The organism is Streptomyces mangrovi (assembly GCF_900114215.1).
Classification (GTDB): domain Bacteria; phylum Actinomycetota; class Actinomycetes; order Streptomycetales; family Streptomycetaceae; genus Streptomyces; species Streptomyces barkulensis.
Genome location: NZ_FOSG01000008.1, coordinates 195,002 through 207,483, shown reverse-complemented (window position 1 = coordinate 207,483; position 12,482 = coordinate 195,002). Strand labels below are relative to the sequence as shown.

The following is a 12,482-nucleotide window of genomic DNA, read 5'->3' as shown; positions in this document are numbered from 1 at the left end:
CCTCCGCGTGAACGAGGTGGTTGCCCTCATCTACACCCCCCGCGACACGGCGAACTGGTGGGCGCTGTATCGCGCCCGCGGTCCCGCCTCCCGGTTCACCGTCGTCCAGGCCACCATCCCCGGAGACATCGTGGACGTCGCCTGCGACGACCTTGAGCACGCCGAGCAACTGCGGGACCTGCTCATCGAACAGGGCATCCCCAAGACCGCGCTGAAGGTGATCAAGTGACCCCGCTCGCTGTCGCCATCGGCGCCGCCCTGTTCCTCACCGGATACGCCGCCGGCCGCACCCGGCCGCTCAGCCGACTCGACGACTGGGCGTGGGAGCAGGTGTACCAGGCAGGCCGCACCGGGCGCCGCGGCGTGTGGTGGTGGGCTGCGCAGGTGGTGTTCGCCGTCGAGTGCGCGGTGATCCTCGCTGTGCGGCCGCGGCGGACGCTGCGGCAGTGGCGCGAGGTGCGTGAGCGGCGCCGTTCCGGGCCGCGTCGTGCGGCGGCGCCGCAGTTCGATCCCGACTGGGCCGCGAAGCGCGCGGCCAACCGATGAGAGAGGCCCCGATGAACCACACCACCCGACTCGCCTGCCTCAGCCCCGAGTCCGCCGCCGCCGTCGTCGACGAGCACGACGCCTACTTCGGCGCAGGCCCGAGCAACACCGTCCGCCAGGACGGCAACGAGGTCGTCATCGACTACTTCGACAAGCGGTGGCCGCTCGACGTCGCCGAGTGGGCCGCCGAGCAAGGGCACGCCACCGACAGCGCAGCAGCAGCGGTCATCGCCGCGCTGTAGCACGACGAAGGGGCGCCCCCTCCGGCCGGCCAGCCCGGGGCGCCCCCACATGCGGTGCTGATCACCATACGCCCACACCAGCACCACAGGAGCACCCACCATGCACAACCCCACCACCACCGCCGCCGCCCACGACCTCGCCGCGATCGTCCGCCACTGGCCCCACCTCCGCGCGCTCGTCGACACCACCACCCCCGCCGTGTGGCCCCCCGCCGACACCGACCGCGCCGGATACCTGCGCACCATCGAGCAGCACCACAGCGAGCAGCAGCCCGCCGACCGCGAGCACCCCACCCTCGCCGAAACCCCCGCCCCGGTACGACTCCACATCGTCGACGCCTCCCGCGCCATCGAGGCCGCCCTGTGCCACCTCGCCGACGAGATCGCCGCCGAGATCCAGCGCTCCCCCCTCGCCCCACCCCGGACCGCACCGGTCGGCGACGACGTCCTCGACCACCTCGACACGCTCGCCGAGCAGGACGCCGCCGACTCCCGGCGGTGGCGGTACACCAACGCCGGCGGCCGGGGCGAGCGCACCGCGGTGCGGGCCGCCGAGTGGCTCCGCGCCCGCCTGCACGGCGAGGCCGGGCCGTTCGCGCCGCTGGATGAGGCGCAGCGCCGCCGCATCGCCCGTGTGGCGCGCGGCGCCCGGGAGCGCATCGAGCGGACCATAGGCGCCGACCGGCGCACCGTGACCATGCCGGAGGACCGGCCGTGCCCGTGGTGCGGCGGGGAGCTGCGCATGGCGTGCGGCGGCAGTGATGCACCCGTGGTGACCTGCCGGAACGGGTGGGATTGCGGGGCGCCGGTGCCGGTGCGGGACGGGTGCCGCAGGTGGGCGGCGCCGCACGAGCTGGCCGCGTTGCGGCGGGCGTTGGACGAGGCGGAGCGGCGGCGTCGGGAGCGGGACCGGAAGCGGCGGCAGCGCGCGGAGAAGCGGGTCGCCTGATCGCTGACGCGTGGGAGGTCCCCGGCCTACATCGGGCGGGGGCCTTCCGTACACGCAGCGGTAGGCGCACCATGAGCCGATGAGCCACCAGAACATCAGCATCCGCGACTTCCTCATCCGAGACGGCCGGACCATGCAGAAGAACACCTGTTCCGCCTGTCACTGTTGGTCCCTGGCGAAGAAGTCCGACACCGACGAAGAGCCGGTCTGCGTCAACCGGCGCTGCGAGACGTCGCCGTGGTACGGCCGGTGATCTGACGTCAGGCATGCTGGAGGCCCCCACCCGGTTGGGTGGGGGCCTCCAGCATGCCTGCGGCTACTCGTCGTCGGCCGACGGCGGCTTCTGCCGATTCCCCCACGGCCCCGAATGCCCCCGCAGGATGTCCTGCACCGTCCCCAGCGACACCCCGATCGCCGCCGCGATTTTCCGCAGCGACGTTCCCTCATCCCGCATCGCGTGCACGATCCGGCTCCGCTCCTCGCGCAGCAGGGGGCCCTGCTCCGCCTGCTGCTTCAGCAGCTCGCTGATCGCTTGAGCCCGCCGCGTGGGGTTCTCGATCGCGCGTACGGCCTGCACCGCTTCGGCCACCCTTTGCACCTCCTCAATCACACCCGGTCCCCTTCTTTGGGCGGGCCACTTCCCTTGACTGTATGGCATGCCATACAGTGACGGAAGGCAGCCCGCGCTGCCGACGCAGAACGGCCCCCACTCCGCGAGCTTGCCGGCGGCGGAGCGGGGGCCAGCCAGACACCTGAACCGACCAGGAGCTGACCATGACGCAGGGTATCCCCCTCGCCGCCCCCAACACGGACTTGCTGCACCACCAGCTCATCCTCGCCGCCGAGGACCTCACCAACCACCAGCCCACCCGGCCGTTCGACGACGGCGCCCGCCTGGCCCTCGCCCACAACCTCGCCGACAACCCCGCCCAGGAGCGGCAGCTCCTCGCCCACATGCCCCGCCTCGACGGGCGAACCGTCACCCGCGGCGAGTACGCGCTGATCCTCGCCGACGCCGCGAAGGGACTGTGACCGATGGCCGAACAGCCCGCCGACCGCCAGGCCGCCACCATCGCCCGCGCCCGCGCCACCCTGGCCGCCTCCCAGCAGCTCGACATGGGAGACGAGAGGGCCGTCGCCCGGATGCTCGGCCGCCTGGAAGTCGCCATCGCCTCGCTCCTCGACGTGCTCGACGGGGAGGACCAGTGACCGCCCAGACGCCGGCCCCGTGCCCCCGCTGCCACGGCGCCCAGGGCCACGTGGAGACCACCTGGACCGCCAGCGGTGCCCGCATCGACACCTGGCACCCCTGCGGCACCTGCAACGGAAGCGGAGAAGCGAAGTGAGCGACCCCCAGCCCCAGACCCCGCCGCTCGACGGGCCCACCGCCAACGAGTCCGACCTCGACCGCGCCCTGTTCGGCCCGTACGGCGACGACGACTGACCGCCCCTTGTCCGGCCGGGCTCGCCTGTGACGCGGGCCCGGCCACCCCAACCCCGAGAGGACACCAACCACCCATGACCACCACGACCGTCACCGCCCCCGCCGCCGTCTGGCCGGAGGGCGTCATCGCCCGCTACCTCACCGTCGCCGGCGCCACCGTCGACCTGACCTACACCGACGAGGAGGCCCCCGGCATCCCCGTCCACCAGGGCAAGGCATGGGCCGCGACGAAGCTCATGGTCACGATCACGGTCACCGCACGCTGCACCGGCGAGGGCTGCCGCGCGGAGACCACCGAGCGAGGCGACACCGAAGCCCCCTGGGGCGGGCGCCCGCTGGAGACCGGACCCGGGATCACCGTCACCCGCTGGGCGCAGTCCCACGCCGAGCGCTGCCGCGCCATCCCCCGCCCCACCGCCTGACCCACCCCGCGACCGGCCGGGCCCGCACCCCACCGCGGGCCCGGCCACCACACCGCACCGGAGCACACCGTGAAGAACCGACACCGCCCCGGCACCACCCGCGTCCCGTACTCGATCAACGGCATCACGCACATGGTCGAGGTCGAGGCGCCGAAGATGCCCCGCGACCTCGACCACACCATCCGCAACATCGTCACCGCCGTCTGCGCCCTCATGCTCGCCGCCGCCGTCGTCTGGTCAACCGTCAAAATCGGCGGACTCCTCGACCGCCGCGCCCCCGAATGGGCCGCCTACACCGCCGCCGGCGTGTTCGACATCGCGTGGATCATCTGTATGGCCCTGGAGTGGGACGCCCGCCACGACCCGAAGCGTGCCCGTCGCCCCATGATCGCCGGGTGGGTGTTCCTCGCCCTCGCCATGGCCGCGATCATCACCGACGGGCACCTCTCCGACGACCTCGCCGTCGGCATCATCAGCGCCGCCGCGTCCGCTGTCGTCAAGGGGGTGTGGTGGATGGTCCTCACGCAACACGCGACGCCGCTGGACCCGCTCACGCAGCAGTGGTACGACGCCGAGCGGGCCCGGATGCAGGCGCAGCGCGGACTCGCCGACGTCGAGACGGAGCTGCTGCGCACGCAGCACAAGATCGCCATGACCCGGGCCGCGTACGGCCTGCCGGCCGCCGGTCAGCAGCGGCCGGTGCCGCAGCTCGCTCCCGTGCCCGCCGCACACGAGGCGCAGCATGATGCGGCACCCGGTGCGGAGCTGATTCCCACAGGTCACACCGTGCCGCCGCCCCCGGCCGCGCCGCCCGCCGCCGCGCACAGCGCCGCACCCGCCGCAGCAGTCGAGGACCCGGTGCAGCTCTCCCGCATCATCGACGCCGAGCTCGTCGGCGCCACCTCGAAAGCCGAGATGGTCCGCCGGGTCAGGCACGTTGCCCCCGACTGGAACTCGACGCAGATCGCCGACGCCCTCACCCGCCGCGGCGTGCAGATCACCGCCGGATACGTCCGCAGCGTCGACGGCCGGCCCAAGCCCAAGCGCCCGGTCGTCGAGCGGCCCGAACCCCGCCTGATCGAGCAGCCGCCCCTCGCCGACCCCGAGCCCGGAACCGGCGGCTACGCCTGATGCCCCCCGACCACCCCCGCCCGGACCGGAGACCCGACGTGCGCCTCGCCCTCGTCGCCCTGGCCGCCGCGACCGTCCTCGCGATCGTCGTGTTCGCCCCCCAGCTCGCCCGCCGCTGGACCTGGCACCTGCTGCGCGCCGTCGCCGTCGGGCTGCTGATCGCCGCCTACGTCCTGTCCCTGATCTCGTAAGGACTCCGTCGTGAAGAACCCGCCCGCCCCGCGGTACATCACCCCCGACGGTGACCCGCTGCCCGCCCCCGCGGCCGCGCCGCCGCCCCCACCGCGCCGCAGGCCCCCGTCGCCCCCGGCACCGCCCGCCGCGCCGCCCCCGCCGCCGTGGTGGGCGGCCGGACCGCCCCCCGCTCCGGCGCCGCTGCCGGACGTGCACGTCGACCTGCACCTCACCCTCACCACCGACCCCGACCCCGAGCCCGCACCCCGCTGGTACGAAGGCCTGCGGCCCGGCTACAACGCCGCCTGCCTGCTCGCGTCCCTCCCCCTCGCGGGCCCGTGGGCGTGGGTCCTCGAAACCGTCCGCGACGAGGCCGGCATCGCCGGAGCGTGGGTCATCGCCCTCGTACCTCTCGCGATCGCCGCGTTCGCCGACAACGTCCACCGGGCCGCCGCCGCGGGCGCGAACCCCCGCCTGTGGGCCCCGAAGGTTCGTGCCGCGGCCGCCCGCATCGCCCTGTGCGCCGCGCTCACCGCGACCGTCCTCACCCTGCCCGTCGTCACCGTCGTCTACGTCCTCACCGGAGTCCAGCCGTGAACCACCTCGCCGCCATCCCCACCGAGCTGACCACCAACACGCTCACCACGGCCGGACTCGCCATCGGCCTCGGACTCCTCATCACCGAACACGTCCGCTGGTTCCGCGGCAGCGGCGGTACTGCGGCGGCCGGGGGAGGCGCCCCCGGCGGCAAGGCCAAGGACCCGAAGGAACTCGTGCCGATGTGGTTCGGGATCGCCGTCGGAACCCTCATGGTCGCCTGCCCCGCCGGACTGCTCGGCACCGCCGCCGGGTTCCTGCGATGGGGCGGCAACGGGATCGGCGGACTCATCATGGACTGGACGACCGGCGCGCAGGCGACCGCCGTCGCGCAGGCCTCCGCCCCCGCGATCGACGGGTACGGCGCGATCGTCCTCACCGCCCTCGTGATCGCCCTGTTCCTCCTGCGGAAGACCTTCGCGAAGGCCATCAAGGGCCGGTTCTGGCGCGGCGTGTGGTGCGGCACCCTCCTCGCCATCGGCACCGGCGTGTTCGCCCTCATCGGCAACACCGTCGTCCCCGGCGTCAACGAGCTCGGCGCGTGGGCGATCGGCAGCCTCGTGAACAGCAGCCCGCTGTGAGCACCGAGACACCGACCACCATCGAGTGGTGCCGCGAGGCCGCACGCCGCATACACCGCGGCACCGGCCGCCTCACCCTGCTACTCGCCCGCCGCATCAGCCGCAGGGGAGCCGCACACGCCAGCGCCGCATGGGGCAGCATCCGCAGATGGGTCGGCGCCGCATCCGGATTCGTCGACTGGGCCCTGCGCGTCGGGCTGCTGCTGCTCGCCGCCGGACTCGCCCGCAAGGTCCTCGCCGCGGCGGCACCGGCGCTCGCCGACCGGGTCGACTCCCTGTCGTGGCTGATGTGGCCGGCCGCCGTGGTGTGGGTGGTGGCCGCGTACCGGGTCGGGCACGAGGACTGGCGGCCGCCCGTCGACGAGGACGAGCAGAAGCCGAAGGTCGAGCCCGTCGACGGCCAGGGCGCCGAGCCCGCCGGGCCGCCGGTGCTCGACCGGGACCGGCTCGTCGCCGCCCTGCACGAAGTCGGGGCCCCGCACGCGCAGTTCGTGCCCCTCGCCGAGCGCCTGGGGACGACGACCGCGCGGGTCCGCGAGGCCTGCGAGAAGCACCGCATCCCCACCCGCGACGGAGTGCGGATGCGGGGCCGCAGCACCGCGGCCGGCGTCGCCCGGCCCGACTTCCCGCCCTTTCCCTCCCCCACCGGCCCGGCCCCTGGCGGCGTTGTTGCCGCAGGTCAGGCCAACAACAACAACGACAACAACGGGTTGGTGGTCGAGCGCGGAGAGGGGATGACCATCATCCGCGAACCCGCAGAGACCGCCAGCCGGCACACCGCGCTGAAGAAGCCATGACCCCAGAGGAGAGCCCTATGAGGCGCTACGCCTACCTGATCACCCGACCCGAAACCGACCCCGACCGGGAGGGCGACCGCCGCGTGATGAGCCGCGGCGTCGAGACCGACCCATGCGGCCAGGGGCCGCGGGTCCTCGCCGAGCAGCTCCTCATCCGCAACCGGATCGAGCACAGCTACTACGACGGGCCGCGGCGCTGCGAGATCTGGCCCTACAGCGAGGGCGCCCCGCTGCCGCGTCTCGCGCCGGTCGGCGCCGAGCAGTACGACGACTGACCCCGGGGCGGCCGACCTGCCGCCAAGCCGTCCGGCCGCCCCGGTCCCCTATCCCGCCTTCACGAGACAGGAGCGCCATCATGGCATTCCGTAAGACGATCCCGATGCGCGAGCTGCGCGACCGCATGAGCGACGCCGACCGCGAGCAGGCCGCGACCGACTACGTGCCGTCGCGCGGCGGCTGGCTGTCGTCGCCGAAGAAGAAGCCGGTGCCCGGCACCCCGAAGGGGCGCAGCAGTCGGTAGCCGCACGATGCGGCACCCCCCGCCGCACACCGCCACACGATGATGCGCCCCGCCCCGGACCACTCCCGGGCGGGGCGCTTTCGCGAGAGGATGAACCCATGGCCAAGGAGATCAAGCACACGGCGGGCGGCAAGCACATGACGCTCGACGAACTCGCCGCGTTCGTCCAGGACGCCATGCGTACCGGCGCGGCCGGGCATGAGCCGGTCGCCGCGACCGTCACGTTCGGCGGGAAGCTGCGGACCGTGACCGTCGAGGTCGACGTGCGCGCCGACCGGCTGAGCAAGGACTGAGCGCATGAACGACCTGATCGCGTTCCTGAACGCCCGGCTCGACGAAGACGAACGAGCCGCCCGAGCCGCCAGCGGCAATACCGTAATCGGCGAACAGGGCAACTGGGCACCCTCACCCGACGGTGACGAGTGGGAAGCCCACCGCTCGGACGACGTCGACGAGCTGCTCGTCGCGCTCCGCCCCCAGCTCCCTCGCCCCGCTGACGTGATGGGCGGCATGTGGGGTGCGATCGTGTCCGACGACCCTGCGTTCTCCCAGGAGCCCGGCGCGGACCGGCCGCTGCCGTGCCTTGAACACGCCGCCCGCCACGACCCGGCCCGCGTACTGCGTGAGGTCAAGGCCAAGCGCGGCATCCTCGCCCGCGTCCAGAACCACGCGGCGCTCATGGGGTGGGACGAGATGCACCGTGACGTGCTCCGCCTGCTCGTCCTGCCCTACGCCGATCACCCGGACCGCCGGCCCGAGTGGCGCCCGTGAAGCCGCACCCGCACCGCTGCACCGACCGATGCCGCTGCCCAGTGCACAAGACCCCACTGATCTACTGGCCCGCGGGCAACGACCACGCGTGCCAGGACGCGGACTGCGAGCACGCGCACGGCTTCAAGGCCGTCGAACTGCCGCCCGTCGAGGTCGAGATCACCGCCGATACGACTCGCTTCTCGCGCGCCCTTCTCGACACGCAGGCCATCCTCATGTTCCGCCACCATCCCGACCTGGGGAACCTGGGGCGCAACGAGTAACCGACCCCGCCCTACTGCGGCCCCCGCCACCCCCGGCGGGGGCCGCAGCCGTACCCGCCCGGTCACAGACCCGCAACACCCCCACGCCACCCGGGTACCTGAGCCACCATCAGCACAACGCTCACCCACCGGAAGGCACCATGAAGAAAGCACTCACCATCGCCGCCGGCGTCATCGTCGGCGGATTCATCGCCCTCGTCGCCCTCGGCCTGTTCCTCGGCCTCGTACTCGGCGAAGGCGAAGACACCGAACCGGACACCGCCGCACCCACCACCAGCGCCACCACGGCCCCGCCAGAGCCCAGCGAACCGCCGGCCACCCCCACCACCGAGCCCAGCACACCGCCCGCCAGCACCCCGCGGCCGGGCGGACTGCCCCCGAAGCCGACCGGCGCCGACCGCGAGCAGCTGCTCGACGCGCTGCGGGAGATACACCCCGCTCTCGTCGCCGACCCCGACGACGCGGTCGACAACGCGCGGAACCAGTGCTCGGGCATCCGCAGCGAGCGGCCCGTGTGGACGGCGCAACAGCGGTTCAGCACCTCCGAGCACGAGGTCAGCGAAGACGAGGCGCGCCGCATCAACGAGGCGTTGCGCGCCACTCTGTGCCCGTAAGCGCACGAAACGCCCCGCCGCGCACGGCCCCCGGCATGGTCGGGGGCCGTTGTCGTGCTCGGGCGTGTTTGCAGGTACTGCAAGGGCGGTTGACAGGGGCGCCGGATGGTGTTCCGGCGGTCCGTGGCCGCGTTTCTGGCACTCCATCAGGTCACGGTTCGGTAAATCTTTGAGCGGGTTTCTACCGGCCAGTACGGCAGCCTGTGAGGACCCCAGCGAGGGCGATCCGCAGACAATCCGCGAACTTTTCGCGCGCGTTTTGAAGCAAAAACGCGAGCGAATCGACGACGAAAACGCGACGAATCTCCGACAGACTAGACCCCATCACCGCAGGTCACAGCGTTCTGTCCCCAGGGGACTCCCCGGGGACTCGCGCGCGCGTGTTCCACTCCAATCCAAGAGACGTAGTGGTGGAGGTAGAGAGAGAACTACCGGTAGTAGGCACACCCGCGATCTCTCTCTCGACCCCCCACCACGACTTGACGATCACCCCCAGCTGTCCCAAGATGGCCACACAGACGCCCCCTGCCCAGACAGCAGACCGGGCCACAAACCCCCCAACGAACGCCCCCGGCGCGGCCACAGGCCCCGGGGGCGTTCGCCATCCCACACACCCCGCTCGGCGCGGACACCGACACAAGCGCGGGGTGCTGGCTGCACACCCGTGCCGAGCGGACCAACCACCCCACCAACGAGGGAGACCACAATGCGCCCCGCCATCGGCCGCACCGTGCACTACGCCCTCACCCGCGACGACGTCGACCTCATCAAGCGCCGCCGCGACACCCACCCCGACCGCGCCGTCGGCAACCCCGTCACCGAAGGCGACACCTACCCCGCCGTCATCGTCCGCGTCTGGGACGACAACTCCGTGAACCTCCGCGTGTGGCTCGACGGCACCGACGACCTGTGGGCCCCCTCCCGACACCACGGCACCACCGACGAACCCGGCACCTGGGCATGGCCGGCCCGCGTCTGACCATGCACCCCCGAACCGCCGCCGCCCTCGCCGCACTCGCCGGCGCGGCCGCCACCCTCGCCACCCGACACCACCGCGCCGCCGACCCCGAGCAGCCAGCCGACGAGCCACCCCCCACGACCCGGCTCCGCATCACCACCGGACCCCACCACATCGACATACGCACCCCCCACCCGAGCAACACCCCCTCCCCAACCGACACACCCCCCAGGCACGACGCCCCCACCCCCCTCGACCACGCCACCCACACCGCCCTCCGCATCCTCGCCGCCCTCCCGCAGCACACCAGCCAACCCTTCGGATTCAGCCCCCAGCTCGACGGCACCGTCCTCGACAGCAACCACGAACGCGCCGAACCCACACGCGACCCGCTCGACCACGACAACGGAGACTGGGAATGAGCGGCGGATGGAAAGGCAGCCGACGCCGCCACGAACTCCCGCCCAACTGGAAGACACAGATCCGGCCGTACGTCCTCGAACGCGACCGCTACAGCTGCCGCGGCATCGACAGCAAGCCATGCGGACGACCGGCCAACCAGGTCGACCACATCGGCGACCGCAACGACCACAGGCCCGAGAACCTCCAAGCCCTCTGCGCCGACTGCCACGCGGCCAAGACCAGCCGCCAGGGCAACACCGCGCGATGGGCCGTACGCGAACGACGACCGGCCGAGAAGCATCCCGGACTGCTGTGACCAGACCGGGCGGCCGATAGGCTGACCCCACAACAGAAAACGCCCCGGCGAGTGCTACCAACACTCCCGGGGCCGGCCGATCTAAGTAGGAGATCGACAGTGCCCAAGGGTACTGCGCAGGCACGCGCCTGCGCACACTGCGGCGAGCCCATCACCGGACGCGCCCCCACAGCGAAGTACTGCCAGGACCTCTGCGCCCGCCGCGCCTACAGCAAAGCCCGGCAAGCCGACGGCAGACACAAGGCGTACAAGAGCAGCCAGGCCGCCAAGGAAGCACAGCGCCGCTACCACGCCACCCGCCGAGAGACACGCCCCTGCCAGTTCTGTGGCACCCCCTACCCCACCCGGAAGGACCACCCCACCCGCTTCTGCACCCCCCGGTGCGCTGCACAGGACCGGGCGGCGCAGGCGACCGTCACTCGGAAGCCGAAGAGATCACGGCGGCGATACCTCGCTGAGCTGAAGATGCAACGAGCTGCACACGGGACACGGGGACAGCGATGGGTGGAAGGCCCGTGCCAACGTTGCGGGACACGGTTCGTGCTCCTCATTACTGGAGTTCCCGGCGCGTACTGCTCACGCCGATGCAGCAAAGGCAGCCAGAGAGAACGACGCAGAGCGATCCAGCACAACGCCTTCGTCGAGCCTGTGTTCCGAGCCAAGGTCTACGAGCGGGACAACTGGACGTGCCACATCTGCGGCAAGCCTGTCGACCGAGACGCCGCCGCACCGCACCCGCTGTCGCCGACGATCGACCACGTCGTAGCACTCGCGGCCGGCGGCAAGCACTCGATGGCGAATGTGAAGACAGCGCACCGGCTGTGCAACTCGGTCAAGGGCGACCGGCCGTTGACCACTCGAAGATTCTGAACCCTACCCCCTGGCCTATGCCTCCCCTCCCCTCCCCGTCGGGACTCCGGGAGGTGCTGGGGCTGTCGGTCTGTACGGGTCTGGGGAAATCGGCCCTGTGGGGGCATGTGGGCGGCCCGTGGTGGGGCGGGCAGGGGTGCGGTGGGCTGATTTGATGGCGCGGCGGTTGGGCTCCGCAGAGCGCCTCTCAGTCCGTCGCACCCCAATCAACGAACCACGAACATGCAGCTCAGATCGTGTTTTGCCGTTACAACACGCGGTATGATGGGGGCATGAACACCCGACGCTGCGAGCACTGCGGCGAACACCTCGCCGCCCGGCACGCGCACAACGCCCGCTTCTGCTCGGGCCGCTGCCGGGTCGCGGCGCACCGCGCCCGCCGGACGATCCCCACTGAGCTGACCAGCCGGCCGCGGTGGGTGCGGCGCACGGCGCGGAAGGTTCCGCTGACGGTCGGCGGTGAGACGGCGTCGAGCACGGACCCGTCGACGTGGTCCCGGTACCGGGAGGCGGCGGCGTCGACGGTCGGGACCGGGCTGGGGTTCGTGCTGAACGGCGACGGGATCGTGTGCATCGACCTCGACCACTGCCTCGACGACGAGGGCGAGGTGCTGCCGTGGGCCGCGCTCATCCTTGACTCGGCGCCGGGCTGCTGGGTCGAGCGCAGTGTGAGCGGGCGCGGGCTGCACGTCTGGGGCCGGGGCCCGCTGCGGCACGGTCGGCGGATCGCTCGGGATGGCACCTCGATCGAGGTGTATGGGACGGGGCGGTTCATCGCGGTGACTGGTGAGACGTGGGGCGACACGCCCCGCAGGCTCGGTGATCTGTCCGAGTTGATCGACGTTCTGCTGTAGTGCTCCCCGGCACGGGGTGGCTGCGGCGCAC

General features: G+C 72.2%; 26 protein-coding genes. 25 read left to right on the top strand and 1 reads right to left on the bottom strand.

Annotated features, from left to right (window positions below):
* Positions 1 to 7: 7 nt before the first annotated feature.
* From BM237_RS13965 to BM237_RS29330, 5 genes are all read left to right on the top strand, one after another.
* Positions 8 to 229 (top strand): hypothetical protein, encoded by a 222-nt coding sequence (locus BM237_RS13965; protein ID WP_139238103.1) that lies wholly within the window; start codon positions 8 to 10, stop codon positions 227 to 229.
* Positions 226 to 546: a hypothetical protein gene (locus BM237_RS13960; protein WP_093849926.1), complete on the top strand. Its 321-nt coding sequence runs from the start codon at positions 226 to 228 to the stop codon at positions 544 to 546. Before BM237_RS13965 ends, BM237_RS13960 begins: the two co-directional genes overlap by 4 nt.
* An 11-nt stretch (positions 547 to 557) precedes the next feature.
* A complete protein-coding gene (locus BM237_RS13955) occupies positions 558 to 788 on the top strand; it encodes a hypothetical protein (RefSeq protein WP_093849925.1) in 231 nt (76 codons plus the stop codon).
* 100 nt (positions 789 to 888) lie between these two features.
* Complete coding sequence (locus BM237_RS13950; RefSeq protein WP_093849924.1) at positions 889 to 1,737, top strand: hypothetical protein; 849 nt, start codon at positions 889 to 891, stop codon at positions 1,735 to 1,737.
* 79 nt (positions 1,738 to 1,816) lie between these two features.
* Positions 1,817 to 1,990 carry a hypothetical protein gene (locus tag BM237_RS29330; protein ID WP_175541004.1) on the top strand — a complete coding sequence of 58 codons (174 nt, stop codon included), beginning with the start codon at positions 1,817 to 1,819 and terminating at the stop codon, positions 1,988 to 1,990.
* A gap of 63 nt (positions 1,991 to 2,053) precedes the next feature.
* Here BM237_RS29330 and BM237_RS13945 read toward each other — a convergent pair whose 3' ends face one another.
* Positions 2,054 to 2,347 carry a helix-turn-helix domain-containing protein gene (locus tag BM237_RS13945; protein WP_093849923.1) on the bottom strand — a complete coding sequence of 98 codons (294 nt, stop codon included), beginning with the start codon at positions 2,345 to 2,347 and terminating at the stop codon, positions 2,054 to 2,056.
* A gap of 164 nt (positions 2,348 to 2,511) precedes the next feature.
* Here BM237_RS13945 and BM237_RS13940 point away from each other — a divergent pair, with 164 nt between their 5' ends.
* From BM237_RS13940 to BM237_RS13860, 20 genes are all read left to right on the top strand, one after another.
* Positions 2,512 to 2,769, top strand: a complete 258-nt coding sequence (locus tag BM237_RS13940) for a hypothetical protein (RefSeq protein ID WP_093849922.1) — start codon at positions 2,512 to 2,514, stop codon at positions 2,767 to 2,769.
* 3 nt (positions 2,770 to 2,772) lie between these two features.
* The gene (locus tag BM237_RS29325) at positions 2,773 to 2,946 is read left to right on the top strand and encodes a hypothetical protein (RefSeq protein ID WP_175541002.1); all 174 of its coding nucleotides are present in this window, start codon (positions 2,773 to 2,775) and stop codon (positions 2,944 to 2,946) included.
* Positions 2,943 to 3,083 carry a hypothetical protein gene (locus BM237_RS29320; RefSeq protein ID WP_175541001.1) on the top strand — a complete coding sequence of 47 codons (141 nt, stop codon included), beginning with the start codon at positions 2,943 to 2,945 and terminating at the stop codon, positions 3,081 to 3,083. The genes BM237_RS29325 and BM237_RS29320 overlap by 4 nt, the downstream gene beginning before the upstream one ends.
* Before the next feature lie 172 nt (positions 3,084 to 3,255).
* On the top strand, positions 3,256 to 3,603 hold the full coding sequence (locus BM237_RS13935; RefSeq protein ID WP_093849921.1) for a hypothetical protein: 348 nt from the start codon (positions 3,256 to 3,258) through the stop codon (positions 3,601 to 3,603).
* Positions 3,604 to 3,672: 69 nt separating this feature from the next.
* On the top strand, positions 3,673 to 4,734 hold the full coding sequence (locus BM237_RS13930; protein ID WP_093849920.1) for a hypothetical protein: 1,062 nt from the start codon (positions 3,673 to 3,675) through the stop codon (positions 4,732 to 4,734).
* Positions 4,734 to 4,925: a hypothetical protein gene (locus tag BM237_RS13925; RefSeq protein ID WP_093849919.1), complete on the top strand. Its 192-nt coding sequence runs from the start codon at positions 4,734 to 4,736 to the stop codon at positions 4,923 to 4,925. Before BM237_RS13930 ends, BM237_RS13925 begins: the two co-directional genes overlap by 1 nt.
* 10 nt (positions 4,926 to 4,935) lie before the next feature.
* Positions 4,936 to 5,505 (top strand): hypothetical protein, encoded by a 570-nt coding sequence (locus tag BM237_RS30315; RefSeq protein ID WP_093849918.1) that lies wholly within the window; start codon positions 4,936 to 4,938, stop codon positions 5,503 to 5,505.
* The gene (locus tag BM237_RS13915) at positions 5,502 to 6,086 is read left to right on the top strand and encodes a hypothetical protein (protein WP_093849917.1); all 585 of its coding nucleotides are present in this window, start codon (positions 5,502 to 5,504) and stop codon (positions 6,084 to 6,086) included. The genes BM237_RS30315 and BM237_RS13915 overlap by 4 nt, the downstream gene beginning before the upstream one ends.
* Positions 6,083 to 6,883 (top strand): hypothetical protein, encoded by an 801-nt coding sequence (locus BM237_RS13910; RefSeq protein WP_093849916.1) that lies wholly within the window; start codon positions 6,083 to 6,085, stop codon positions 6,881 to 6,883. The genes BM237_RS13915 and BM237_RS13910 overlap by 4 nt, the downstream gene beginning before the upstream one ends.
* 17 nt (positions 6,884 to 6,900) lie before the next feature.
* Positions 6,901 to 7,158 carry a hypothetical protein gene (locus tag BM237_RS13905; protein ID WP_093849915.1) on the top strand — a complete coding sequence of 86 codons (258 nt, stop codon included), beginning with the start codon at positions 6,901 to 6,903 and terminating at the stop codon, positions 7,156 to 7,158.
* 80 nt (positions 7,159 to 7,238) lie between these two features.
* Positions 7,239 to 7,403, top strand: a complete 165-nt coding sequence (locus BM237_RS29315; protein ID WP_175541000.1) for a hypothetical protein — start codon at positions 7,239 to 7,241, stop codon at positions 7,401 to 7,403.
* Between the two features lie 98 nt (positions 7,404 to 7,501).
* On the top strand, positions 7,502 to 7,696 hold the full coding sequence (locus BM237_RS13900; protein WP_093849914.1) for a hypothetical protein: 195 nt from the start codon (positions 7,502 to 7,504) through the stop codon (positions 7,694 to 7,696).
* A gap of 4 nt (positions 7,697 to 7,700) precedes the next feature.
* A complete protein-coding gene (locus BM237_RS13895) occupies positions 7,701 to 8,174 on the top strand; it encodes a DUF6221 family protein (protein ID WP_093849913.1) in 474 nt (157 codons plus the stop codon).
* A 41-nt stretch (positions 8,175 to 8,215) separates the two neighbouring features.
* Entirely contained in the window at positions 8,216 to 8,437 is a 222-nt protein-coding gene (locus tag BM237_RS13890) for a hypothetical protein (protein ID WP_093849912.1), read from the top strand.
* 140 nt (positions 8,438 to 8,577) lie between these two features.
* Entirely contained in the window at positions 8,578 to 9,051 is a 474-nt protein-coding gene (locus BM237_RS13885) for a hypothetical protein (protein ID WP_093849911.1), read from the top strand.
* A 706-nt stretch (positions 9,052 to 9,757) separates the two neighbouring features.
* Positions 9,758 to 10,030: a hypothetical protein gene (locus BM237_RS13880; RefSeq protein WP_093849910.1), complete on the top strand. Its 273-nt coding sequence runs from the start codon at positions 9,758 to 9,760 to the stop codon at positions 10,028 to 10,030.
* 2 nt (positions 10,031 to 10,032) lie between these two features.
* The gene (locus tag BM237_RS13875; RefSeq protein ID WP_139238102.1) at positions 10,033 to 10,431 is read left to right on the top strand and encodes a hypothetical protein; all 399 of its coding nucleotides are present in this window, start codon (positions 10,033 to 10,035) and stop codon (positions 10,429 to 10,431) included.
* Positions 10,428 to 10,727: an HNH endonuclease gene (locus BM237_RS13870; protein WP_093849908.1), complete on the top strand. Its 300-nt coding sequence runs from the start codon at positions 10,428 to 10,430 to the stop codon at positions 10,725 to 10,727. The genes BM237_RS13875 and BM237_RS13870 overlap by 4 nt, the downstream gene beginning before the upstream one ends.
* Positions 10,728 to 11,375: 648 nt before the next feature.
* Positions 11,376 to 11,597: an HNH endonuclease gene (locus BM237_RS29310; RefSeq protein ID WP_175540999.1), complete on the top strand. Its 222-nt coding sequence runs from the start codon at positions 11,376 to 11,378 to the stop codon at positions 11,595 to 11,597.
* Positions 11,598 to 11,869: 272 nt separating this feature from the next.
* The gene (locus BM237_RS13860) at positions 11,870 to 12,451 is read left to right on the top strand and encodes a bifunctional DNA primase/polymerase (RefSeq protein WP_093849906.1); all 582 of its coding nucleotides are present in this window, start codon (positions 11,870 to 11,872) and stop codon (positions 12,449 to 12,451) included.
* Positions 12,452 to 12,482: the final 31 nt, after the last annotated feature.

Bases quoted from the DNA above. Each gene is read 5' to 3' on its own strand.
- BM237_RS13955 (WP_093849925.1), top strand. From the start codon at position 558: ATGAACCACACCACCCGACTCGCCTGCCTCAGCCCCGAGTCCGCCGCC.
- BM237_RS13950 (WP_093849924.1), top strand. From the start codon at position 889: ATGCACAACCCCACCACCACCGCCGCCGCCCACGACCTCGCCGCGATC.
- BM237_RS29330 (WP_175541004.1), top strand. From the start codon at position 1,817: ATGAGCCACCAGAACATCAGCATCCGCGACTTCCTCATCCGAGACGGC.
- BM237_RS13940 (WP_093849922.1), top strand. From the start codon at position 2,512: ATGACGCAGGGTATCCCCCTCGCCGCCCCCAACACGGACTTGCTGCAC.
- BM237_RS29325 (WP_175541002.1), top strand. From the start codon at position 2,773: ATGGCCGAACAGCCCGCCGACCGCCAGGCCGCCACCATCGCCCGCGCC.
- BM237_RS13935 (WP_093849921.1), top strand. From the start codon at position 3,256: ATGACCACCACGACCGTCACCGCCCCCGCCGCCGTCTGGCCGGAGGGC.
- BM237_RS13925 (WP_093849919.1), top strand. From the start codon at position 4,734: ATGCCCCCCGACCACCCCCGCCCGGACCGGAGACCCGACGTGCGCCTC.
- BM237_RS13905 (WP_093849915.1), top strand. From the start codon at position 6,901: ATGAGGCGCTACGCCTACCTGATCACCCGACCCGAAACCGACCCCGAC.
- BM237_RS29315 (WP_175541000.1), top strand. From the start codon at position 7,239: ATGGCATTCCGTAAGACGATCCCGATGCGCGAGCTGCGCGACCGCATG.
- BM237_RS13900 (WP_093849914.1), top strand. From the start codon at position 7,502: ATGGCCAAGGAGATCAAGCACACGGCGGGCGGCAAGCACATGACGCTC.
- BM237_RS13895 (WP_093849913.1), top strand. From the start codon at position 7,701: ATGAACGACCTGATCGCGTTCCTGAACGCCCGGCTCGACGAAGACGAA.
- BM237_RS13885 (WP_093849911.1), top strand. From the start codon at position 8,578: ATGAAGAAAGCACTCACCATCGCCGCCGGCGTCATCGTCGGCGGATTC.
- BM237_RS13880 (WP_093849910.1), top strand. From the start codon at position 9,758: ATGCGCCCCGCCATCGGCCGCACCGTGCACTACGCCCTCACCCGCGAC.
- BM237_RS13875 (WP_139238102.1), top strand. From the start codon at position 10,033: ATGCACCCCCGAACCGCCGCCGCCCTCGCCGCACTCGCCGGCGCGGCC.
- BM237_RS13870 (WP_093849908.1), top strand. From the start codon at position 10,428: ATGAGCGGCGGATGGAAAGGCAGCCGACGCCGCCACGAACTCCCGCCC.
- BM237_RS13860 (WP_093849906.1), top strand. From the start codon at position 11,870: ATGAACACCCGACGCTGCGAGCACTGCGGCGAACACCTCGCCGCCCGG.